Genomic DNA, 21,366 nt, shown 5'->3' with positions numbered 1-21,366 from the left:
CGGCCCTCGGGAGCCGACCTTCAGCAGCGCTCGGCGGTGAAGCCGTCGGCCACCTGCCGAACGCCCTCCCACAAGCCACGTTTCCGCAGGTCAGCGCACCCGTCCGCGCGACTTCAACGGGATCGACGGCAGCGCCGGGGCGGGCAGCCGCGCACCGTCGTAGCCGTGCACCTCACCGAACCGGGCGCCCTCCTCCCAGTCCCTCCGTGCCTGGAGGATCTCCTCGCCGGTGCGCCCGACGAAGTTCCACCACATGACGATCTTCTCGTCGAAGGGCTCGCCGCCGAGGAGGAGGACGGCCGCGTCGGCGTCGGCCCGAAGAGGGAGGTCGGGGCGGCCGCAGCCGAGGTAGAGCATGGAGCCGGGCTCGACCGGGACGCCGTCGACGTCGACCCGTCCCGACATGGCGAGGACGGCGTACTCGAAGTCGGGGACGAGCGGGAGGCGGAGGTCCGCACCCCCGGCGAGGGCGAGGTCGGCGCCGACCAGCGGGGTGTGGGTGGTGCCCGGTGAGGTGGCGGTGTCGAGGGTGCCGAGGATGACGGTGGCGCGCAGGCCCGGGGCGGTGACCACGGGCAGGTCGGGGTGGTGCTCGAAGGCGGGGGCGACGTGCCGGCCGGTCTCCGGGAGGGCGACCCAGAGCTGGGCGCCGTGCAGGAAGCGGGCGTGCGGGCGGGGGGACTCCTCGGAGTGCGAGATCGCCCGGCCGGAGGTCATCAGGCCCAGTTCGTACGGCCGGACGGTCTGGAGGCTGCCGAGGCTGTCACGGTGCAGCACCTCGCCCTGATGGAGCCAGCTGACCGTCTGGAGGCCCATGTGGGGGTGCGGCGGGACCTGCATGCCGGGCTCGTCGGCGATGTCGTCGGGGCCGTAGTGGTCGACGAAGCACCAGGCCCCGACCATCCGCCGGCCGAGGTTGGGCAGCAGCCGGCGGACCATCGTGCTTCCGCCGAGCGGGACCTGACGGGGCGTCAGCAGATCCTTCACCGGTCCGGCGCCGGCCTCGCGGCCGCAGGCGATCGGGGTGGGCTGGAGGTCGAGGTTGCTCATCGCGGTTCCACCACCGTACGAGGAGGGCCGGGCGGAGAGGAGTGCGTCGTCACCGATCATGCGTCACGGTGCGACGTTCCTCCACCCGTGCCCGGCCATCCGGCGGCTCCCCGCCCGCGAGGGCCGCGGGCCTCAGTGCCCGCAGGCCCACCAGGCGTCGGCCGACGCCTTGTCGGCGCGCTCCCGCAGGTTGCGCACCGCCGCGGCCGGGTCCTCGGCCCCGTACACCGCCGAGCCGGCCACGAACACGTCCGCGCCGGCCTCCGCGCAGCGCTCGATCGTGCTCGCCGCGACGCCGCCGTCCACCTGGAGCCACAGCTCAAGGTCGTGCTTGGCGATCAGCTCCCGGGTGCGGCGGATCTTCGGCAGCATGATGTCCAGGAACGCCTGGCCGCCGAAGCCGGGCTCGACGGTCATGATCAGCACCATGTCGAGCTCGGGCAGCAGGTCCTCGTACGGCTCGATCGGGGTGCCCGGCTTGAGCGCCATCGAGGCGCGGGCGCCCTTGGCGCGGATCTCGCGGGCGAGCCGGACGGGCGCGGCGGCGGCCTCGACGTGGAAGGTGACCGAGCCGGCACCGGCCTCGACGTACTGCGGGGCCCAGCGGTCCGGGTCCTCGATCATCAGGTGGAGGTCGAGCGGGATGTCGGTGGCGCGGGCGAGGGACTCGACCACCGGGACGCCGAGGGTGAGGTTGGGCACGAAGTGGTTGTCCATGACGTCCACGTGCAGCCAGTCGGAACCCCGGACGGCCTCGGCCTCGTCGGCGAGCCGGGCGAAGTCCGCGGACAGGATGCTGGGGTTGATCTGGGCCATGACCGACTACCTTCGTACGAGGGCTTGCGAGGGCTGGGCACCCCCCGGAGCGGGCACCTCGTCCCATCATCCCGCGCCGCACCGCCCCGATCGCACACGGCGACCTCCGCGTGACCGTCATCACACCCCTCGCGGGGTTAACGGGGCCGCCGCCGTGGTCATCAGCCCTGGAACGGGCCACGACCCGCCGCGGCTCCCGCCGGGCCGTCCCGACCAGCCGAGCGCCCCGGCCCACCCGGGGGCTCCGTCCGAGGAAGGTCCCCCGATGACCGATCTCGTCCACCCCGCCCGCGCGCTGTGGTGGCTCTTCGAGCCGGTGCACGCCGTCACCTACTTCCTGCCCGAGGGCCGCACCGCCTTCGAGGAGGCCGGTCTGCACGGCCGCCTGCACGGCTACTTCGGCACCCGCGCGGCCCCGCTCGGCGCGGTGGACGCCCCTCCGGTGACCGCCGCGTTCTTCAACTTCGCCCCGGCGATGGTGGAACGCGCCCTGCCGGAGGTGTGGGAGCACGCGAGCCCGGAGGAGGCGCTCACCGCCCGGCTGAAGGCCTCGGCGGCGATCCTGGACCGACTGCTGGAGCGCGTGGACCGGGAGCAGGTCGAGCTGGTCGCCGAGACCCTGGAGCAGGCCGCCGCCCGGCTGGACTGCGCCGGCCGGGTGCTGGCCGCCGCCAACGCCGCGCTCCCCCGCCCGAGCGGCCTGTACGAGCGGCTCTGGCAGGCCGCCACCGTGATGCGCGAGCACCGCGGCGACGGCCACGTGGCCGCGCTGGTGACGGCCGGACTGGACGGCTGCGAGGCCCTGGTGATCCGCTGCGCGATGGACATGCGGCGCGAGATGATCCAGCCGCTGCGCGGATGGACCGACACCGAGTGGGAGGCGGCCGCCGAGCGCCTGGTCGAGCGCGGCTGGCTGACCGCCGAGGGGGCGGTCACCGAACTCGGCCGGACCCGCCACCAGTCCCTGGAGGCCGCCACCGACCTGGCCGCCGCCCGGGTCTGGAACGACTACCCGCGCGCCGAACTCGACCGGCTGGCAGCGGCGTTGAAGCCGATCTCGGCGCTCTGTCGCGGCGAGCTGCCGATCAACCCGATGGGGCTTCCGGACAACCAGTGACGACCGGTCCGCGCGATCAGGGCGCGGTCGACGCCTGGAGCGGGTTCTGGAGCCGGTCCTGGAGCCGGCCCTGGGGCGAGGCCCCGGGCGGGCCGAGCACGATCCCCCGCCCGGCGTAGAACCGGCCGAACGACCGCCACGGCACGCGCGCGAAGGCCTGCGACTCCCCCGGGAACCCGGAGGGGTTGTGGATCAGCAGCGCCGTGTCCGTGGCGCCCACCGCCAGCACCAGGTGCCCGCCGCGCCGCACCGGCTCGGGCCCGTACGGCTCCCGGATCGACGGGTGCACCGAGACCATCACCAGCCCGCCGCCGGCCACCTCGGCCGACACCTCCCCGGGCGTCAACTCCCTCGCCTGCGCGGCCAGTCCCCAGCGCTGCCGGACGTACGCGGCGAACGGCGCGTGGATCAGCCCGCGCAGACTCTCGCCGTCCCGCAGGTACGCGCCGGCCGCCAGGCACTCGTCCGCGAGCGCCACCGCCGCCGGGGCCATGCCCCACCAGTGCGCCAGCGCCATCCGCAGGCAGGCCACCCCGCACAGCCGCCAGGACCACCACGCGTACTCCGCCGCGGTGGCCGCGCCGGACTGCCCCCAGCGCGGGTCGGCGGACGCGTCCAGCCGCCCGTCGACGATCTCCCGCACCAGCTCCGCCGACTCCCACTGCGCGTGGTACGGCACCTCGTGCACCACCCGCACCGACCGCCCCGGCGCCTGCGGCCGCGCGTCGCCCCGATCCACCATCCCCCGACGCTCTCACGGCCCGGCGGCCGGGCGACCCACGACACTCCCGGGGCGCAGGACTCAGGCCCCGGGCTCAGAACCCGGAACGGGCACCGGCTGCGACTCCGACTCCGGCACCAGCTGCGACTCCGGCTGCGGCTGTGCGTCCGGCTCCGGCTCCGGCACCGGCTCCCGGTAGGCCAGCCGCTGCGCCGCGTGCCGCCCGCGCGCTTCCACCGGCAGCGAGCCGGTGGCGCCGGCCAGGCCGAACAGCGGCATGTCGAGGTAGATCGACTCGTACCCGCCCGGCGGCGCGATGTACGTCTCGTGCCAGATCCCGACGTGCCCGCGCACCTTGCCGTCCCGCAGCTTGCGGTTGGCGACGCCCCACACGGTGTGGTGGAAGCCGTCCGGCGCGTGCGCGTAGCCGTACAGCTTCTCCTTCGACTCCCAGTACTGGACGACGTAGTAGGTGCGCGGCGAGGCGGTCAGCAGGACGCGGCCGCGCAGGCCGCGTTCGGGGGCGCGGCGCAGCTCGTACAGCATCCGGAGCATCGCGAACATCACCGGGCCCCAGTGGTGCACGGCCCAGAACCGGTTGATCCGCATGCCGATCAGCAGCACCACGGTGTCGCCGGTGGCGGCCGCGGTGGTGATGCCCCGCTGTGGTTTGGCGAACAAGGCCAACTGTTCCTCCCCCATCCCCTTGTCCATGTAAGCGGTGACTACATCAGCGCCGGAGGCCCCGGTCAAGGCTCGCCACCCTCACAATTCGGCTACCACGCTGGGCAGTTGACACTCCGCGCCGCCGATGGTGCCGAGCCCGGGCCGGCCCCCGCGGACGCACCGGGGCCCCGGCCCCCGCGAAGGGCCGGGGCCGGGGCCGGGGCCGGGCCTGGTGCGGCGGCCTACCAGGCGTAGTCCTCCGGGGCGGGCTTGTGGCCCGGGAAGAGTTCGTCGAGGCGGTCGAGGGTCTTCCGGTCGAGCTCGAGGTCGAGCGCGCCGATGGCGGCGTCGAGGTGGGCCGGGGTGCGGGGGCCGATGATCGGGGCGGTGACGGCGGGGCGGGAGAGGAGCCAGGCGAGGGCAAGGTCGGCGGGGTCGGTGCCGAGTTCGTCGGCGAAGTCCTCGTAGGCCTGGATGCGGTCGCGGTGCCTGGCGAGGAGTTCGCCGGCGTAGGCCATGGCACTGCGGTTACGGGTGCCCTCGCGCTCCTTGCGCAGGACGCCGCCGAGCAGGCCGCTGCGCAGCGGGGACCACGGGATCAGCCCGAGGCCGTAGTGCTGCAGGGCGGGGATGACCTCGAGCTCGATCGCCCGGTCGAGCAGGTTGTAGAGGGACTGCTCGCTGACCAGGCCGAGGAAGTTCCGGGAGCGGGCGGCCCCCTGGGCCTGGGCGATGTGCCAGCCGGCGAAGTTGCTGGAGCCGACGTAGATGATCTTGCCCTGGGCGACCAGGACCTCCATCGCCTGCCAGATCTCCTCCCAGGGCGTGGCCCGGTCGATGTGGTGCATCTGGTACAGGTCGATGTGGTCGGTCTGGAGGCGGCGCAGGCTGGCCTCGACGGCCTTGCGGATGGCGAGCGCGGAGAGCTTGCCCTCGTTGGGCCAGTCGCTCATGTCGGCGTAGGCCTTGGTGGCGAGGACGGTGCGCTCGCGGCGGCCGCCGCCCCTGGCGAACCAGCGGCCGATGATCTCCTCCGTTCGGCCCTGCAGCCGGCCCTCGCTGTCGCGGCCGTAACTGTTGGCGGTGTCGAAGAAGTTGATGCCGCGCTCGTGGGCGGTGTCCATGAGGCGGTGGGCCTCGGCCTCCTCGGTGTGGGGGCCGAAGTTCATGGTGCCGAGGCAGAGGCGGGAGACGGTCAGGCCGGTGCGGCCGAGGTGGGTGTACTCCATGGCGCCCACCTTCCGTCGCACCGGCCCCGGTGTCCAGCACATTTCACCGGACGCGGCGGATCACCGCCCGTGGGTGGATCACCGCCCGTGGGTGGCGAACTTCCTTACGGCGAGCGGCATGCAGGCCGCGAGCAGCACGGCGCTCCAGAGCAGCGCGGCGAGGACGGCGTGCTGCGTCGGCCAGGCGGTGCCGGCCGCCGAGGGGTTGCCGAACAGCTCGCGGCAGGCCTGGACGACGGAGCTGACCGGGTTCCAGTCGGCGAGGAACCGCAGCCAGTCGGGCATGCCGCCGGTGGGCACGTAGGCGTTGGTGACCATCGCCAGTGGGAAGACCGCGACGGACAGCTGGCCGGCCGCCTCCTCCTTGCCGACGGCCAGTCCGAGCAGTGTGCCGGCCCAGGTCATCACGAAGCGGAAGAGCAGCAGCAGGGCGAACGCCCCCGACGCGTCGGCGAGTCCGTTCCGGGCGCGCCAGCCGGCGGCGAGCCCGACCCCGGCCAGCAGCGCCAGGACGACCACGCTGACCAGCAGGTCGGCGAGGGTCTGCCCGAGCAGCAGTCCGGTGCGGGAGACGGGCATGGAGCGCAGCCGGTCGGTGACCCCGCGCCCGACGTCGCGGGCGGCGCCGACCATGGTGGGCATGATGCCGTTGGTGGCCACCATGGCGAACAGGCCTGGCATCAGGAACTCCCGGTAGTCGCCGCCCCCGGGCACCTGCATGGCGCTGCCGAAGACGTACCCGAAGACCACCACCATCACCACCGGAACACCCAGCGAGGCGGCCAACAGCCCCGGCGAGTGGCGGTAGTTGAGCAGGACGCGGAGCATCGAGGTCCAGGTGCCGGAGGCGAGCCGGCCGAGGGCGGACGGCCGCGCCGCGGCGGCGTACACGGCGGCCATCAGGCGGCCCTCCCGGCGTCCCCGGACTCCCGGGCGTCCGCGGACTCCCGGGCGTCCGCGGACTCCTGGGTGAGCGCGAGGAACACGTCGTCCAGTGAGGGCGTCCGCACCGCGACGTCCTCGGCGACGACCCCGGCGCCGTCCAACTCCCGTACCAGCGAGGGCAGCAGGACGGACACTCCGGGCATCGTCAGCACGGTGACGGTCCGCTCGGCGACGTCCACCCGCGCGTCGCCGCCGGTCATCGAGGACAACACCACGGCGGTGGCGGCGAGTTGCGCCGGGTCGGCCAGGGTGACGGCGACCTGGCTGCCGATCGCGGCCTTGAGCCGGTCCGGCGGGCCGGTGGCGATGGCGGCGCCGTGGTCGACCACCACGATGTCGTCGGCGAGCCGGTCGGCTTCCTCCAGGTACTGGGTGGTGAGCAGCACGGTGGTGCCGCCGTCCGCCAGCTCCTTGACGGTGTCCCAGATCGCCTGCCGGCTGCGCGGGTCGAGTCCGGTGGTGGGCTCGTCCAGGAAGAGCACGGACGGGCTGGTGACCAGGCTGGCGACGAGGTCGAGGCGTCGGCGCATGCCGCCGGAGTAGGTGCGCACGAGCCGGTCGGCGGCGTCGGCGAGGTCGAAGCGGGTGAGCAGTTCGTCGGCGCGCTCCCGGGCCCGGCGGGCGCCGAGGTGGTGCAGCCGGCCGAACAGCCGGAGGTTGTCGCGGCCGGTGACGCCCTCGTCGACGGCGGCGTGCTGCCCGGCGAGGCCGATGACGCGCCGGACCTCCTCGGCGGCGCGGACGACGTCGTGTCCGGCGACCCTGGCGGTGCCGCGGTCGGGGGCGACCAGCGTGGCGAGAACGCGCACGGCGGTGGTCTTGCCGGCGCCGTTGGGGCCGAGCAGACCGCAGACGGTGCCGGCCGGGACGGCGAGGTCGAGGCCGCACAGGGCCTCGGTGGCGCCGAAGCGTTTCGTCACGCCCGTCATCTCGATGGCGGGTCGGGTGGTGTCGGACATGGCTCTGCCCTTCTCTAGGTACAGCGTACGTAGAAGTGCGCGCGAGCGCCATCGTACTACGTACGCCGTACGTATCTAAGATGGGGAACCGAGGTGATCTTCCAGTGCCGTCCAGCGAGTCCACGCCGTCGAGCAGCGCAGCGCGATCGAGCAGGCCCACGCCGTCCAGCAGCCCCGCGCCGTCGAACAGGCCCACGCCCCCCGAGGCCCCCGAGGTGATCTGGCTGCGCCCCGAGCGCACCGGCCGCGGCCCGCGCCCGGCCCACAGCCGGGCCTCGATCGCCGCCGCGGCCATCGGGATCGCCGACGCCGAGGGCCTGGACGCGGTCTCCATGCGACGGGTCGCGGCGGCGCTCGGCGCGGGCACCATGTCGCTCTACAACTACGTGCCGAAGAAGGAGCACCTGCTCGACCTGATGCTCGACGCGGTCGCCGCCGAGTACCGCTTCCCACCGGCGCCGAGCGGCGACGTCCGGGCCGACCTCGCCGACCTCGCCCACCAGCAGCTCGACATCTGCCGCCGCCACCCGTGGCTGCCCGCCCTGGTGCTGGCCCGCCCGGGCATCGGCCCCAACGCCCTGCGCTACACCGACCGCTTCCTCGCCATCACCGCCCCCACCGGCCTCGACGGGGGCTCCCGGCTGGAGGCGATGGCCCTGTTCAACGGCTTCATCGGCCAGTTCGCACAGTACGAGCGGACGGCGGCCGCCGGCGCCAAGTGGCAGGCCGAGCTGGCCGGTTACCTCGGCCAGGCGGCGGCGAGCGGCGAGTACCCGCACCTGGCACAGGCCTTCGCCGCCGCGGGCCCACCGGCCGACCCGGACCGGGCGTTCGAGCGCGCCCTGGCCCGGGTGATCCCCGCCATCCTGACGCCGACGGACGGCAGCTGACGCTCCGTCATCCGGCGGGGCCCCCGGCGATCAGCCGCGCCGTCCCGGCACTCCGTCAGCCCGCGAGGTCCTCCCTGGAGAGCAGCCCCGCCACCCGGCCGTCCACCAGCACCAGCACCGCCGGCCGGCCGGCCGTCAGCGCCGCCCGCGCCTCGGCCGCCGACTGCCCGACGCCGACCGTCGGCAGCGCCGGGCCGAGCAGCGCGCCCAGCGGGTCGCCCGGCTTGGCCGCACCGTCCGCGAGCGCCGCCGTCAGCACCTCCCGGGACACCGAGCCGACCACCTCGGTCGCGCTCACCCCGAACGGGCGCTCCGCCCGCGCCAGCACCGCCGGGGCGACGCCGCCCGGCGCCTCCCGCAGCGCCTCCACCGCCTCGCCGACGGTCGCGTCGGCGTCGACCGTCACCAGCGGGCGGGCGGCCTCCAGCAGCGGCCGCAGCCCGTCCGCGTCCTCCAGGAAGCCCCACTCCCGCATCCAGGCGTCGCTGTGCACCTTGGACAGGTAGGAGCGCCCCGAGTCCGGCAGCAGCACGACCACCAGGTCGTCCGGGCCCAGCTCCCGCGCCACCCGCAGCGCGGCCGCCACCGCCGTCCCGGAGGACGGCCCGGCCAGGAGGCCCTCCTCGCGCGCGAGCCGGCGCGCCGTCAGCAGGGACTCGCGGTCCGGGATCCGCTCGTAGGAGTCGACCACCTCCGACCGGTAGGCCTGCGGCCAGCGGTCCTCGACGGTCTCGGGGTGCAGGTAGTGCCCGATGCTCTCGACGTACCACGGGCTGCCGTCCCCGCCCCCGTACGAGGAGGACTCCGGGTCCGCGCCGACCACCGTCACCGAGCCGCCGGACACCTCCTTCAGGTGGGCGCCCGTACCCGTGATGGTGCCGCCGGTGCCGACGCCCGCGACGAAGTGGGTCACCCGGCCGCCGGTCTGCTCCCAGATCTCGGGACCGGTGGTCCGGACATGGGCGTCAGGGTTGGCCAGGTTGTCGTACTGGTTGGCGAGCCAGGCCCCGGGGATCTCCTCGGTCAGCCGCTCCATCACCTTGAACAGGTGCCTCGGGTCCTCCTGCGGCACCGCCGTCGGGGCGAGCACCACCTCCGCGCCGTACGCCCGAAGGATGTCCGCCTTCTCGGGCGCCGACTTGTCCGCCACCCCGGCGATCACCCGGTACCCGCGCTGCCTGCCGACGATCGCCAGGCCGATGCCGGTGTTCCCGGAGGTCGCCTCGATGATCGTCCCACCCGGCTTCAGCAGACCGTCCCGCTCGGCGGCCAGGATCATGGACAGCGCGGCGCGGTCCTTGACGCTGCCGCCGATGTTGAGGAACTCGGCCTTGGCGTAGATCGGCGCGGCGATCCCGGCGCCGAGCCGGGTGAGGCGGAACAGCGGCGTCCCGCCGATCGCGTCGAGAACGGATTCGTGCACTGCGGTCATCTCTGTCTCCTTCGCAAACACTGCCTCCGCCGAGCCTGCCCAGGCCAGGGGCTCGGTAGACGGCAGTGACACCGCTCCTCATTCGATCGAAACAATGCCCGCTGGTCGCGCATGGACACGGGCCGACACCGGCGGGCGCGGACCGAGGCGGCCGCGCCCGCCGCCCAACCGGGGGCGCGAAGCGGGGCGTGCGGTGACCAGTCCACACCCTCCGGTTCTGCCGCACTCCAGATCGCGCACCAGCGCCGCACACGGCCGCCCCCTCGGGCCGGCCGTGTGCGGAGAGTAACGGATGGTCAGATCAGCGGCCCGAAGCAGCCGCGCTCCCAGTGCCCGAGCCAGGAGGCCGTGGTGGATGGCAGCCGCTCGTCCTCCGTGGACTCGCCGTACGGGAGGAGGGCGGTCGGCGCGAACCAGCCCTCCCCCGGGTCGACACGGAGGCGCAGCACGCTGATCGGGTGGTGCAGGGAGAGGAACTTCCACAGGTCGTTCGTGTGCGGGTGGTGGGTCTCGTAACGGTCGCGCACGGTACGGCAGATGGACAGGATGGTGGAGGTCGCGAGCAGCAGGTGCCGGCTGCCCGGGCCGAGGTTGACGCAGAGCCGGCGCCGCGAATCCTCCCGGGAGGAGTACGGCAGGTTCTCGTGGTTGTCGACGTGCAGGCCTGGGTGCAGGCCGCTCTCGGGCAGGCGGTGGGTGACGGGCTCGCCCGGCGGGTCCTCGGTCAGGCCGAGGGAGACGGGGTGGGGGTCGCCGAGCTCGCCGACGAGGGCGGCCAGGCCGCTCGGGTCGGTGACGGTGGCGGGGAGGCGGAAGAACTCGACCAGACCGCCGTCCCGGGTGAAGACGTTCGGCGCGTACCACGCGGGGCGGTCCACGGGGAGCGGGGACCAGTCCCCGGCGGGCAGGACGGCGCCGTTCACGTAGTCGGCGTCGCCGTGGACGCGCCGGACGCCGCCGATGTCGCAGCGGTCGAGCAGGGCCACCGGGTCGCGGTGGGCGATCGCGGCGGGGTGCATGGTGGTCATGGGGGGTGGTGTCCTTGGGATCAATCGTCGTCGTCGGTGGGTTCGTTGCCGCCGTGGCGGCGAATGCCGGTCATCAGGGCGGCGGCCAGGGTGGTCCACCAGACGACGTCGGCGGCGGCCGGCTCACGCGGGGAGATGAGGTTCGAGGCGAAGCAGGCGAGGGCGATGCTGGCGACGAGGACCGTCGCCGTGCTGGTGAGCTTGATGGGGGTCAACTCCCGGACGAGGGAAGGCTGTCGGCCGGATCGCGGAGAACGCGGACCCAGACCCGCTTGCCCGCGCCGCAGCGGCCGGTGACGCCGAAGTCGAACGCGAGCTGACGGACGAGTTCGACCCCCCGGCCCCCTTCGCCGAAGCGCTGCGGGCGGGGCCGGCGGACGGAGAGGTCGCCGCGCGGGTCCCAGACTTCGAGGCGGCAGTCGCCGTCGAACTCCTGGAGGTAGAGGCGGATTTCGTCGTCACCCCGACAGGCGTGGACGACGGCGTTGGTGACGAGCTCGCTGACGATGAGGGCGAGGTCGTCGACGGGTTCACCGCTCCAGCCCCAGGAGGCGAGCTGCTCGCAGATCAGGCGGCGGGCGGCACGGACCGAGGTCGAGTGCTCGGTGAGGACGGTCTCCCAGGTTCGGAGGACCGGGTTACGCAAGGTGGACATGAGTCACCCCACACCTTCAGTGGCGTGTTCGTGCGGTCACAGTGAGTGTGGAGCAAGCGAAATCGAATTTGCAACCCAAACTGGCACAAGCAAAAAATAAATTAGTTGATCTTGCGGCTGGCTTGAGCCCTCGCGGCACAGCCAGCGAGACTGGGGCGGACCAAGGGAGGAACGTGTTGAGCGAGGACCCGTCAGCGATCAGGCAGATCCGCCTCGGAGACGAGCTCCGGGCGTGGCGGATCGAGAACAACAAGACGCTCGCCGAGGTGACTGCCGGCCTGAAGGGCTGGAACCCCGCCCGGCTCAGCAAGATCGAACGAGCGCGCATGCCAGTGACGGCAGCCGACTTGGCCGTGTACCTGGATCATTGCGGGATCGCAGGTCCCGAGCGAGCCGAGATCGAGGGCTTCGCCACCGACACCCCTTCCAGGCACTGGTGGCAGGACCACGAGTTCGCCGACACGATCAGCTCAGCGTTCGCCGAGTTCCTCAGCCTCGAAGCTGATGCCACGCAGATGCTTGAGTACTACTTGTCAGGCTTCCCTGGCTTGCTACAGACCGAGGACTACGCACGCGAGATAATCGCCGCTGGCCTCGACGGCCTCAGTGAAGATCAGAGCGAGGCTGCTGCCGAGATCCGGGTTCTGCGCCAACGCAGGCTCACCGAGGAACCGCTCCTCAGGCTCGACGCCTACTTCGGCGAAATGGCCCTCCTGGTTGGCGGGGACGAGGAGGTCCTCGCCGGTCAGATCCGCCATGTCCTCATGGTCGCCCGGTACCCAAACGTCACCGTTCGCATGGTCCCGTTCAGCGCTGGACGACCTGGAGTCCTGGCATCTGGACTCACACTCCTCCGCTTCCCCGGGGAACCGGGTGAGGGCTTCTCATTCGTAGAAGCAGTCGGCGGTATGCTCCCGCGTAAGTCGGGGCGCGACGTCCGTCGAGCTGATCGAGCCTTCGCCCGACTGAAGCGATGCGCTCTTTCGCAAGACGCAACCATCGCCGTCCTCGAACGCAAGTTGGAAGAGATCACGTGACCGAGAAGCATGATCCCTACGCTCACAACCCCACCGACGCCGAGTGGGTCAAGTCCCCCTTCTCCGCTGAATCCAATGGCAGCTGCGTGGTCGTCGCCCGGTTCGACAACGGCGATGTCTGGGTCGGTGACGACAAGAACCCCAACCGCCCCCACCTCGCCTTCGACAAGGCCGAGTGGACCGCTTTCGTCCAGGCCATCGAAGCCCGAGACCCCCGCTTCACCGTCTGACCACCGCCGGTCCCGGAGTGGGAAGTCGGCCACGTCGACTTCCCACTCCCCCGCCGGACCGCACCGGGCTCACACGCCCCTTCGCCGCCCCAGCCACGCGGTCAGAGCGGCCCAGAGGCCCCGGCGCTGCGGCGGCTCCGGAGCCGCCTCGGCAGCCGGCTCGGCCGGCGGCCGGAGCGCCGCACCCTGGGGCGCGATGCCCTGGGCCCGAGCTGCCGCGAGCCAGACCGGAACCTCCGCGAGCAGCAGGTCGTACAGGTCCCGGTCGGAGACCTTCCGGGGATCACGCCCCAGGTGGACGAAGCCCGCGTTGTCGATGGGGCGCATCTCCGGAACCGCGAGCCCGGTGAGCTTGCGCAGGAAGTCGAACTGCCGGCTGCCCGGGTCACCGAAGCCGACGAACTGCCAGAAGATCGGCAGCTTCGCCGCCTCGCACAGGCCCACCTCCGCCGCCCTCTTGTTGATCGGCCCGCCGTCCGTCTGGAACAGGACGAGGGCCGGCGCCGTGGAGCCGCTCGCGCGGTAGTGCCGGACCACCGCCTCCATCGCCAGGTGGTAACTGGTCTTGCCCATGTGGCCGAGGCTCGCGACGATCCGGTCGATCCAGCCCTCGTGGTCGGCCAGGGCTATCTCGGCCTGGGCGTCGACCTCGGTGGAGAAGAAGACGACCGGCACGGTCCCGTCGTCGTCCAGGTGGGCGGACAGGCCCAGGACCCGGTCGGCGAGCGCCTGGACGCTGCCGTCCTTGTAGTAGGGCCGCATCGAGCCGGAGTAGTCGATCACCAGGTACACCGCGAGGCTCTGACCGCTCAGCCCGCGCCGTTCCACCGAGGCGCCGGCCGTCTTGTAGAGGCTCACCAACGCGGGCGCGCTCTGCTCGACCTTGCTCAGACTGACGGCCATGGGCTCGCTCCCTCGCTCACTGCGGCAGCCGGACTGCCGGGGCGCGTGATCGTCGACGCGCTCCGGACACCTTAGAGTCCCGGCATGACCCGTTTGAAGATCGAGATCGCCGTCCCGGAGAGCCACCTCGACCAGGTCCTCGACGCCCTCCACACGGCCGGCGCCGGCCGGGTCGGCGAGTACGCCCGGTGCACCAGCGTCTGGCGGACCACCGGCAGTTGGCTGCCCTCACCCGACGCCCAGCCCTACCTGGGCACGGCAGGCACCGTCCAGACCGCCCCGGAGATCCGCGTGGAGTCCGTCTGCGACCAGGACCAAGCCGCCGCCGTGCTGCGGGCCGTTCGCGCCGCCCATCCCTACGAGGAGGCGGTGATCAACTTCCTCCCGCTCTTCGATCCCGTCCTCGACTGAGCCACCGTCGGCCGAGCCCACGGCAGCACCGCGAGCGCCGCTCACCAACCGCCGGGGTGCCGCGAGAGCCAGTCGGCATGCCGCTCCTTCAGCCGGTCACGCTCCTCCGCCGTGGTCAGGTAGACGTCCGCGCCGCCGTCGTACGGGTGGTAGAGCCGCCGCATGCCGGTGTCGGTGACGATCACCCCGGCCTCCCGCTCGTCGGCGACCCGGCGCAGCAGCCGGTCCAGCTCGCCGCGCCGCCACCGGCGTCGCTCCACGAACACGTGGCAGTAGGTGCGGAACTCCGGCGCCGGGTCGTCCGCCTGGAGCCACGTGCGCCAGTGCTTCGCGTCCCGGCGCATCCGGGGCACGCTCGGCCGGCCGCTCCACCGCGGTGTGAGGACGTACACCTCGCAACCGGCGAACAGCTCGTCCAGCACGGTGTTGTGGCGCTCCAGGACGATCGCGTACTCGCGCTCGTCGTCGGGGTACCGCTTGGACTGCGGCAGGCTGTGGAAGCGCACCCAGACGTCCCGCGTCCGGCTGCCGATCTCGTACCCGACGGGCTCCACGCCGGGCCACCGCCGCTCCCAGAGCGCCGTCAGTTCCTCGCGGTCCACCCGGTCCCCGCCCCGTTTCACCGGGCGAGTGTGCCACATCCGCCCCAGCAGTCCCGGCCTGGTGAAATCCCCTCGTCACGGCCGCCCGGCTCCCGTAGCGTGGTTCGGTCGATCTTGAGGGCAGAACGGGGCACCACACCATGCAGCAGCACCAGGGCTGGGCCGACGAGCGCTTCGGCGCCGTCGCGGACGTCTTCGCCGCAAACTTCGCCGAGTTCCCCGAACTGGGCGCCGCCGTCACCGTGTTCGCCGGTGGCCGGAAGGTGGTCGAGCTGTGGGGCGGCACGGCCGACGACCGCACCGGCCGGGCCTGGGCGCAGGACACCGTCGTCCCGGTGTTCTCCTGCGCCAAGGGCCCGGTGAGCATCTGCGCGCACCTGCTCGCCCAGCAGGGCCGGCTCGACCTGGACGCGCCGGTCGCCCGCTACTGGCCGGAGTTCGCGCGCCACGGCAAGGAGGCCGTCACCACCCGGATGCTCCTCGGCCACCGCGCCGGCCTCCCGGCGCTGGACGCGGTGCTCTCCTTCGAGGAGGTCGCCGCCTGGGATCCGGTGATCCGGGCGATCGAGGCGCAGCAGCCGCTCTGGGAGCCGGGCACGACCCACGAGTACCACGGCCACGTGTTCGGCTTCGCGGTCGGCGAGGTGATCCGCCGGATCACCGGGCTGACGCCGGGCGCTTTCCTGCGCAAGGAGATCGCCGAGCCGCTCGGCCTGCCGGTCTGGATCGGCCTGCCGGAGAGCGAACTCCCGCGCCTGGCCCGGCTGGTGGAGGCCGACGGCCGCCGCCCGATGCCCGGCCCGGAGCACCTGCTCACCCGGATCGTCACCATGAACGGCGCGCTGGTCTTCCCCGGCCTGGACGTGCCGCACGGCTGGAACGACCCGGCCCTGCACGCGATCGAGCTGCCCGGCGCGGGCGCCGTCGCCTCCGCCACCGGCCTGGCGGGCCTCTACGCGGCGGCGGCCACCGGCCTGGACGGCTCGCCCCGCCTGCTCTCGCACGACACCGTGACCGACGCGGTGCGCGAAGTCTCCGCCGGTGCCGGCTTCCTGGGCTTCGACATGGGTGCCCGCTGGGGCTCCGGCCTGCTGCTCGACTCCCCCGCCTTCCGCCCTCTGCTCGGCGCGCGCAGCTTCGGCAACGACGGCGCCGGCGGCCAGTTCGCCTTCGGGGACGACGAGTTCGGCGTCGGCTTCGGCTACGTCGCCAACCGGATGATCGGCCACGGCGACGCCCGGGCGAACCGCCTGATCGAGGCGGTGCGCGGGTGCCTGGGCTGACCGGCTTCCTCCCGCTCGTCACCGGCCTGGCCACCACCGGCGGCCTCGGCGAGCTGCGCTACGGCGCCTCGCTGCCCGAACTCGCCGCCCGCTACGGCGATCCGTGGGACGGCGGCGGCATCCACCGCGGCGACCGCTGGCCGCACGCCTTCGGCTGGGGCGACGTCCACGCGGTGTTCTGCCGCTGCCGCCGGCTCCGCTCGCTGTCCCTGCCGATCTGGCACGGCGAGCTCGACCTCCCGCTGCCGGGCGGCGGTTCGGCGACGCTCGACACCCACGTCCGCGAGAGCGACCTGATGACCGCGCTGACCGCCACCGGCCACGGCTGGCGGACGGTGACGTACGAGAACCTCCCGGGCCAGCGGAACCTGGAGTTCTCGCCGGCCGAGGAGGTCCGGGTGGAGCTGGTGCTCACCGACCGCGACGGCTACGACCAGCCGCCGCTTCCGGAGTGGGTGCTGTACAAGGCGGTGCTGTGGGGCTTCGAGCACGTCGACTGCCCCGAGCCGGACCGTTCGCTCCCCGACGACGGCTGGGGCGCCGCCGGACGGTAGGGCCGGTCCTCGAACTGGCGGCGGGCCGCACTTCGGGCTCGCCGCGGCGGGCCGTTCCGCCCCCTGTGCGGAACGGCCCGCCGTCCGGGTGCCCGCTACTTCAGCAGGAAGTCGTACACCGCCTGCCGTCCGGCCGGGTTCGCCGCCCGGTTCTGCACGGAGTGCGCCGCCCCCGGGACGATCACGATCTGCGGGTCGTGCGTCAGCTCCGCCTGCTGGTAGAGCCACTCGTTGGGCGTGGAGAGGTCCCGGTCGCCGCCGAGCAGCAGCACCGGCACGTTCGGCAGCTTGCGGTGCGCCGGCGGGGTCGGCGGTACGGGCTCGCGCGGCCAGTCCAGGCAGACCAGTTGGCTGCCGAGCCCGGTCGCGGTCGCCGGGTCGTACGGCCAGGTCTGCTCGGCCGTCAGCCGCTGCCGGGTGCGCTCCAGCGCGGCCGCCCGCCCCTCGACCGGGGTGTCCGTGGTGCCCCACGGGAAGTGCGAGTCGGCGCAGAGGGTGGCGGCGTGCAGGCCCTGGCTGAGCGCCTCGGCCGGGGCGGCGTCGCCCTGGTGGGCGGCCTCGACGAAGGCCTGGAGCTTGGCCGGCTGCCCGGCGGCGGCCTCGTGCAGCACCTCGGGGACCCCGCCGTAATTCGGGTCGGTGAACTCGTAGCTGGTGAGGGCGTCCAGGATCTGCGCCCCGTCGCCGTACCGCCGCACGACGGTGGCGAGGTCGGCGGCCGGGTCGGTGCCGCAGCCGGTGGCCTGGCAGGCGGCCCGCAGGACCCGGGCGGTGGCGGGCAGCGCGGCCAGGTCGAGGGGGTCGTCCCCCTGCTGCGGCACCACCGAGTCGAGCACCAGCCGGGCCACGTGCGAGGGGTGGGCGAGCGCGTACCGCTCGGCGACGAAGGTGCCGTACGAGACGCCGTCCAGGGTGAGGCGCTGGTCACCGAGGGCGCGGCGCAGCAGGTCGATGTCGGCGACGGTGTCCGCGGTGCTGTAGAACCGGGCGGCGGGACCGAGGGCGGCGGCGCAGTCGGCGATCGACTGCCCGCGCGGCACGGCGAGGTCGGAGGAGCCCATGTCCTCCTGGAGGCCAGGGCACTGGAGCGCGTGGGCGCCGGTGCCGCGCTGGTCGTACATCACCAGGCGGTAGTCCTTGAGGACGGGCTCCAGCTTGCCGGCGATCCGCTTCATCAGCGGGACGCCGGGCTGGCCGGGGCCGCCGGTGAGGAACAGCAGGTCGCCCTTGGGCGCCGCGGTGTTGCCGGCGACGGCCACCGCGAGGTCGAGGCTGCCGGGGGTGGCGCCGCTGTGGTCGAGCGGGACGGTGAGGGTCCCGCAGGTGAACTCGGGGGCGTTCGGGCAGGGGGCCTGTCCGGCGATGCCGCCGCCGGGACGGGCCTGGTCCGCCGTGGCGGCGAGGCCGACCGCGGGGGTGGCCAGGGTGGTGCCGGCGACCACCGCGACGGCGCCCAGCAGGGCGGCGACGCGGGCGCGCGTGCTCGTCATGTTCGTCCTTCCGCTCGCACCGCGTCCGGGCTGACGCGGTCATGGAAGCAGCCTGCGCCCCGGGCGACTTCGAACGCGAGCGGTTATCGGTGGATTCGCCCGGGAGCGGATCCCCGGAGCGGGAACGCACACCGATGGAGGACGGGACGGGGCCTCCTCAGCTCAGCGCCCGCGGCAGCACCACCCGCACCCACTCCTCCGGCTGCGCCAGGTGCGGGGCGTGCCCGGCGCCCTCGTACAGATGGCGTTCCGCCTTGGGCAGGGTGAGGTCGATCAGGTCGAGCACCTCGCCGAACATCGGTGGGCTGTCGTCGCTCTGGGTCAGCAGCGCCGGTTCGCCGAACCGGGAGAGCCCGGTGAGGTCGAGGTCCAGCGCGTCCGGGTCGCGCAGCTCGTCGAGGTAGGTGGGCGCGTTGCGGATGTACGTGTGCCGCACCGGCGCGGGCAGCTGCTCCCAGGCGCCGGGGCCGAAGGCGAGGCTGTCCACGTACAGTTCGGCGGCGGCGGCCGACTCCGCCTGCTCCAGTAGCTCCCGGACGGCGGCGATCCGGCCGGAGTAGTCGGTGCCGATCGGTCGCAGGTCCGGGTCGGCGAGCAGGATGCCGGTGCCCGGCGGCTCGTGCGCGGCGATCCCGCGCAGCAGGTCGGGCCGGGCCGCGGCGAGCCGCAGGGTGACCAGTGCGCCGTAGGAGTCGCCGTAGACGAAGGCCGGCGCGAGGCCCAACCCCTGGATCAGCCCGGCCAGGTCGGCCGCGTCCTCGTGCACCGACCCCTGGGTGAGCAGGTCCTCGCTGCGGCTGTGCCCCCGGCGGTCGTAGGCGACCGCGGTGGTGGACTCGGCCAGGCCCGGCAGCACCCGCGCCCAGGAGTCCGCGTCGCTCCAGGAACCGTGCACCAGGACGACGCCGGGGCCCGCGCCGTGGGCCTCGTAGTGCAGCGCCACCCCGTTCACCCTGATCTCGGCCATCACGAGCCTCCCGGTCTCGGCGGTGCTCCCCCACCAGCCTGACACAACCGTCCGGAAGGCTCCGGTCCTGCGGCCGTCGCGGTCACCCGGCGTCACCGGCCACCCGGTGCGGCTCCGTACGGCCCTGTACGGCCGTACGGCCCTGTACGGCTCCGGGTGCTGCTCCGGTACGGTGACCACCCGTTGCGTGGACCCGTCAGCTCATCGCCCGCACCGGCGGCTCGTCCCGCGTCCCGTCCTCCGCGACCACCGTGAACCGCTCAGGGCCGGACACCGACAGGTCCACCGGGTAGAGCGACGCGGTGTCGTTGACGTCCAGCACGGCGCTCTGCCGCCCGGTCGCCGCCTCCACCCTGGTCATCCGGCCCCGGGTCATCGCCCACACCGAGCCGCCGTCCACCACCAGGCCGGTCACCTGGTCGTCCAGCCCGGCCGTCCACCGCCTGCCGCCGTCCGTGAGCGAGTACGCCAGCAGCCGTCCGGTGGCGGTCCGGCTCGGGTGCGGGCCGCCGCTGATGCCGATGTCGCCGGGCTTCTCACCCGGCACGACGAACAGGTCCCCCACCACCACCCCGCCGAACAGCGGGCGGGCGCTGAACTCGTCGAAGGCGTGCAGTCCGCCCAGCATCACGTCCAGGTCGTACTCGTCCCCGGCGACCGGTATCGCCGCCCGCTGTCGGCCGGTCCGGTCGTAGCCGAGCACCGCGTGGGTTCCGCGCTCGGCCTGGGCGTCCACCCAGACCGCGAGCGGGTCGACCGACACCACGGCGAGGTTCTTCAGCCCGCCCGCCGCGGGCAGCGCGATGCGCTGCTGCTCCCGGCCGTCCGCCGGGGCCAGCGAGCGCAGCACGGGCGCGGCGTCGCCACACCGCGCGACGGTGACGGCGTCCGCGGGACCGCCCGCGACCTGCAGCGGGGTGCAGCCGGGGTCGGCGCTGCCGCGCCAGAGGTCCCGGCCGTCCGCCAGCCGTACGGCGCGCCAGCCGGTCTTCTCCTGGAGGAGGGCCTGCTGCCCGGCCACCGCGAGCACGTCCGGCGCCGCGTCGTCCCCGTCGCGGGCGGGCGCGTCCACGGCGGCGGTCCAGCCCTGCCGGCCGTCGGCGAGGTCGAGGGCGGTGACGGCGGAGCACGGCTTGTCGTGCGTCGCGTGGCCGATCAGGCCGAGGGCGCCGCCGCGGCCGGTCCCGTCGGGCCCGGTGCCCCGGCTCATCGCGCACACCGTGTCCTCCCCGGGCGGGGCCCAGCGCCAGGCGACGGCCCCGGTGGCGCGGCGGTACGCCACCACCAGGTCCGGCCGGACCCGCACCACCAGGTCCCCGCTGGTCCAGCTGCCCACCGCGCGGATCGTGGACGGCCGGTCGAGCGGCGCCTTCCAGGAGTCGTTGAGGCCGTCCCCGGCGAAGCCGACGAAGATCGAGATCCCCAGCAGCGCCCCGACGGCGGCCGAGGGGAACCCGGCCCTGGGGTGGATCAGCGCCCAGACGAAGCCCGCGCCGCAGGGCATCAGCCCGAGGATGCTGATGATCCCCATGTACGCGAGGCTGTCGCCGCCGAACCCGTTCGCCGGGCCGAACAGCACCGCCAGGCCCATGCTCGCGAACATCGCCCCCAGTACCCCGCCGGAGACCACCATCCAGGTCTCCTTGTCCCAGGCGAACCTGGCTCTCCACCTCGCCCGGACGACACTGTCCTCGGGCCGAACGGCCATGCCGGTCTCTCCCCTGCGACGCGCCGCCCACCGCGTCGGGGCGACGATCATCGGATCGTCGCAGAGCGCGCCATGATCCTGAACAAAGAGCAGGGAAAACCCAGGTTATGACCGGCACATACCAGGCCCGATCGCCGGGATCGCGACGAATCCCCGGGGCCGCACCCCACGGAGCGCGGCCCGGAGCCCGCGGCGGGGCGCGGGCCAATATTGGCCCCTCGGCCCCGGCCTCTCAGCCCCGGTCCGGCGGTCCCGGCCCCTCAGCCCCGGTCCGGCGGTCCCGGCCCCTCAGCCCCGGTCCGGCGATCCCGGGCGGCGGAGGACCACCCGGTCCTCCGCCACGCGCCGCGTTCCGGTCGTGGACGTCCACCATCGGGTACCGGGCACGGACCGGCTCGCACCGGTGGCCGGGTACGCCGCACTGAACACCACTCCTGGGCACCCCCGGCCCGGATCGGGGCACCGGCCGCTCGAACATCACGCGGCAGCAGCCGGGTTCGGCGACCGCCCGGTCCCGGCCCGCGCGGCCGAGCCCGGTGAGGTACGCCGACAGGTCACCCCCGAGCGGAACCTGCAACGGGCCGAACGGGCGGACGGGCGCGCCAGCCGTCCGCCACGGCACACCAACCCTTCGCCATGGAGCGACAGTTGGCCCGGGCGGCCGAAGCACCCG

General features: G+C 73.7%; 23 protein-coding genes. 7 read left to right on the top strand and 16 right to left on the bottom strand.

Annotated elements, in window-relative coordinates; translation table 11 throughout:
* Positions 1 to 90 precede the first annotated feature (90 nt).
* Both ACIQ87_RS16580 and rpe read right to left on the bottom strand, forming a co-directional pair.
* Positions 91 to 1,050: a pirin family protein gene (locus ACIQ87_RS16580; RefSeq protein WP_402406947.1), complete on the bottom strand. Its 960-nt coding sequence runs from the start codon at positions 1,048 to 1,050 to the stop codon at positions 91 to 93.
* 132 nt (positions 1,051 to 1,182) lie between these two features.
* Positions 1,183 to 1,866, bottom strand: a complete 684-nt coding sequence (gene rpe / locus ACIQ87_RS16575) for a ribulose-phosphate 3-epimerase (RefSeq protein WP_402406691.1) — start codon at positions 1,864 to 1,866, stop codon at positions 1,183 to 1,185.
* A 265-nt stretch (positions 1,867 to 2,131) separates the two neighbouring features.
* Here rpe and ACIQ87_RS16570 point away from each other — a divergent pair, with 265 nt between their 5' ends.
* A complete protein-coding gene (locus tag ACIQ87_RS16570; RefSeq protein WP_402406689.1) occupies positions 2,132 to 2,983 on the top strand; it encodes a hypothetical protein in 852 nt (283 codons plus the stop codon).
* Between the two features lie 16 nt (positions 2,984 to 2,999).
* Here the strand turns inward: ACIQ87_RS16570 and ACIQ87_RS16565 are convergent, their stop codons facing one another.
* The 5 genes from ACIQ87_RS16565 to ACIQ87_RS16545 all read right to left on the bottom strand — a co-directional run bounded on the left by ACIQ87_RS16565 (position 3,000) and on the right by ACIQ87_RS16545 (position 7,503).
* Complete coding sequence (locus ACIQ87_RS16565) at positions 3,000 to 3,725, bottom strand: C39 family peptidase (RefSeq protein WP_402406687.1); 726 nt, start codon at positions 3,723 to 3,725, stop codon at positions 3,000 to 3,002.
* A gap of 60 nt (positions 3,726 to 3,785) precedes the next feature.
* Positions 3,786 to 4,406 carry a monooxygenase family protein gene (locus ACIQ87_RS16560; RefSeq protein ID WP_402406945.1) on the bottom strand — a complete coding sequence of 207 codons (621 nt, stop codon included), beginning with the start codon at positions 4,404 to 4,406 and terminating at the stop codon, positions 3,786 to 3,788.
* 206 nt (positions 4,407 to 4,612) lie between these two features.
* Positions 4,613 to 5,599, bottom strand: a complete 987-nt coding sequence (locus ACIQ87_RS16555) for an aldo/keto reductase (RefSeq protein ID WP_402406685.1) — start codon at positions 5,597 to 5,599, stop codon at positions 4,613 to 4,615.
* A gap of 78 nt (positions 5,600 to 5,677) precedes the next feature.
* Positions 5,678 to 6,499: an ABC transporter permease gene (locus ACIQ87_RS16550; RefSeq protein WP_402406682.1), complete on the bottom strand. Its 822-nt coding sequence runs from the start codon at positions 6,497 to 6,499 to the stop codon at positions 5,678 to 5,680.
* Positions 6,499 to 7,503, bottom strand: coding sequence for an ATP-binding cassette domain-containing protein (locus tag ACIQ87_RS16545; RefSeq protein WP_402406680.1), 1,005 nt, complete (start codon positions 7,501 to 7,503; stop codon positions 6,499 to 6,501). Before ACIQ87_RS16545 ends, ACIQ87_RS16550 begins: the two co-directional genes overlap by 1 nt.
* 215 nt (positions 7,504 to 7,718) lie before the next feature.
* Between ACIQ87_RS16545 and ACIQ87_RS16540 the strand changes: the two genes are divergently transcribed.
* Positions 7,719 to 8,393: a TetR/AcrR family transcriptional regulator C-terminal domain-containing protein gene (locus tag ACIQ87_RS16540; protein ID WP_402406677.1), complete on the top strand. Its 675-nt coding sequence runs from the start codon at positions 7,719 to 7,721 to the stop codon at positions 8,391 to 8,393.
* Between the two features lie 55 nt (positions 8,394 to 8,448).
* Here the strand turns inward: ACIQ87_RS16540 and ACIQ87_RS16535 are convergent, their stop codons facing one another.
* From ACIQ87_RS16535 to ACIQ87_RS16520, 4 genes are all read right to left on the bottom strand, one after another.
* A complete protein-coding gene (locus ACIQ87_RS16535; protein ID WP_402406675.1) occupies positions 8,449 to 9,825 on the bottom strand; it encodes a pyridoxal-phosphate dependent enzyme in 1,377 nt (458 codons plus the stop codon).
* A 296-nt stretch (positions 9,826 to 10,121) separates the two neighbouring features.
* Positions 10,122 to 10,853: a hypothetical protein gene (locus ACIQ87_RS16530; RefSeq protein WP_402406672.1), complete on the bottom strand. Its 732-nt coding sequence runs from the start codon at positions 10,851 to 10,853 to the stop codon at positions 10,122 to 10,124.
* A gap of 20 nt (positions 10,854 to 10,873) precedes the next feature.
* Positions 10,874 to 11,068, bottom strand: a complete 195-nt coding sequence (locus ACIQ87_RS16525) for a hypothetical protein (protein WP_402406669.1) — start codon at positions 11,066 to 11,068, stop codon at positions 10,874 to 10,876.
* The gene (locus ACIQ87_RS16520) at positions 11,065 to 11,508 is read right to left on the bottom strand and encodes an ATP-binding protein (protein ID WP_402406666.1); all 444 of its coding nucleotides are present in this window, start codon (positions 11,506 to 11,508) and stop codon (positions 11,065 to 11,067) included. Before ACIQ87_RS16520 ends, ACIQ87_RS16525 begins: the two co-directional genes overlap by 4 nt.
* Positions 11,509 to 11,684: 176 nt before the next feature.
* On the opposite strand from ACIQ87_RS16520, the gene ACIQ87_RS16515 reads away from it, so the two are divergent.
* Both ACIQ87_RS16515 and ACIQ87_RS16510 read left to right on the top strand, forming a co-directional pair.
* Entirely contained in the window at positions 11,685 to 12,545 is an 861-nt protein-coding gene (locus ACIQ87_RS16515; RefSeq protein WP_402406663.1) for a helix-turn-helix domain-containing protein, read from the top strand.
* A complete protein-coding gene (locus ACIQ87_RS16510; RefSeq protein WP_402406661.1) occupies positions 12,542 to 12,775 on the top strand; it encodes a DUF397 domain-containing protein in 234 nt (77 codons plus the stop codon). Before ACIQ87_RS16515 ends, ACIQ87_RS16510 begins: the two co-directional genes overlap by 4 nt.
* Positions 12,776 to 12,844: 69 nt before the next feature.
* Here the strand turns inward: ACIQ87_RS16510 and ACIQ87_RS16505 are convergent, their stop codons facing one another.
* Positions 12,845 to 13,678 (bottom strand): VWA domain-containing protein, encoded by an 834-nt coding sequence (locus ACIQ87_RS16505; RefSeq protein ID WP_402406658.1) that lies wholly within the window; start codon positions 13,676 to 13,678, stop codon positions 12,845 to 12,847.
* An 84-nt stretch (positions 13,679 to 13,762) separates the two neighbouring features.
* On the opposite strand from ACIQ87_RS16505, the gene ACIQ87_RS16500 reads away from it, so the two are divergent.
* Positions 13,763 to 14,089 carry a hypothetical protein gene (locus ACIQ87_RS16500; RefSeq protein ID WP_402406655.1) on the top strand — a complete coding sequence of 109 codons (327 nt, stop codon included), beginning with the start codon at positions 13,763 to 13,765 and terminating at the stop codon, positions 14,087 to 14,089.
* Between the two features lie 41 nt (positions 14,090 to 14,130).
* On the opposite strand, the gene ACIQ87_RS16495 is transcribed toward ACIQ87_RS16500, so the two are convergent.
* Complete coding sequence (locus tag ACIQ87_RS16495; protein WP_402406653.1) at positions 14,131 to 14,712, bottom strand: hypothetical protein; 582 nt, start codon at positions 14,710 to 14,712, stop codon at positions 14,131 to 14,133.
* Between the two features lie 119 nt (positions 14,713 to 14,831).
* Here ACIQ87_RS16495 and ACIQ87_RS16490 point away from each other — a divergent pair, with 119 nt between their 5' ends.
* Both ACIQ87_RS16490 and ACIQ87_RS16485 read left to right on the top strand, forming a co-directional pair.
* On the top strand, positions 14,832 to 15,974 hold the full coding sequence (locus tag ACIQ87_RS16490; RefSeq protein WP_402406651.1) for a serine hydrolase domain-containing protein: 1,143 nt from the start codon (positions 14,832 to 14,834) through the stop codon (positions 15,972 to 15,974).
* The gene (locus ACIQ87_RS16485; protein ID WP_402406649.1) at positions 15,962 to 16,528 is read left to right on the top strand and encodes a hypothetical protein; all 567 of its coding nucleotides are present in this window, start codon (positions 15,962 to 15,964) and stop codon (positions 16,526 to 16,528) included. Before ACIQ87_RS16490 ends, ACIQ87_RS16485 begins: the two co-directional genes overlap by 13 nt.
* 95 nt (positions 16,529 to 16,623) lie before the next feature.
* On the opposite strand, the gene ACIQ87_RS16480 is transcribed toward ACIQ87_RS16485, so the two are convergent.
* The 3 genes from ACIQ87_RS16480 to ACIQ87_RS16470 all read right to left on the bottom strand — a co-directional run bounded on the left by ACIQ87_RS16480 (position 16,624) and on the right by ACIQ87_RS16470 (position 20,693).
* Positions 16,624 to 18,018: an alpha/beta fold hydrolase gene (locus ACIQ87_RS16480; protein ID WP_402406646.1), complete on the bottom strand. Its 1,395-nt coding sequence runs from the start codon at positions 18,016 to 18,018 to the stop codon at positions 16,624 to 16,626.
* Positions 18,019 to 18,175: 157 nt separating this feature from the next.
* The gene (locus ACIQ87_RS16475; protein WP_402406643.1) at positions 18,176 to 18,985 is read right to left on the bottom strand and encodes an alpha/beta fold hydrolase; all 810 of its coding nucleotides are present in this window, start codon (positions 18,983 to 18,985) and stop codon (positions 18,176 to 18,178) included.
* A 196-nt stretch (positions 18,986 to 19,181) separates the two neighbouring features.
* On the bottom strand, positions 19,182 to 20,693 hold the full coding sequence (locus tag ACIQ87_RS16470) for a PQQ-binding-like beta-propeller repeat protein (protein ID WP_402406641.1): 1,512 nt from the start codon (positions 20,691 to 20,693) through the stop codon (positions 19,182 to 19,184).
* Positions 20,694 to 21,366 lie beyond the last annotated feature (673 nt).

It is taken from the genome of Kitasatospora sp. NPDC096204, from assembly GCF_044763205.1.
Lineage (GTDB): Bacteria > Actinomycetota > Actinomycetes > Streptomycetales > Streptomycetaceae > Kitasatospora.
Note: the sequence above shows the minus strand (reverse complement) of the source record. Positions and strands in the feature narration are given on the sequence as shown.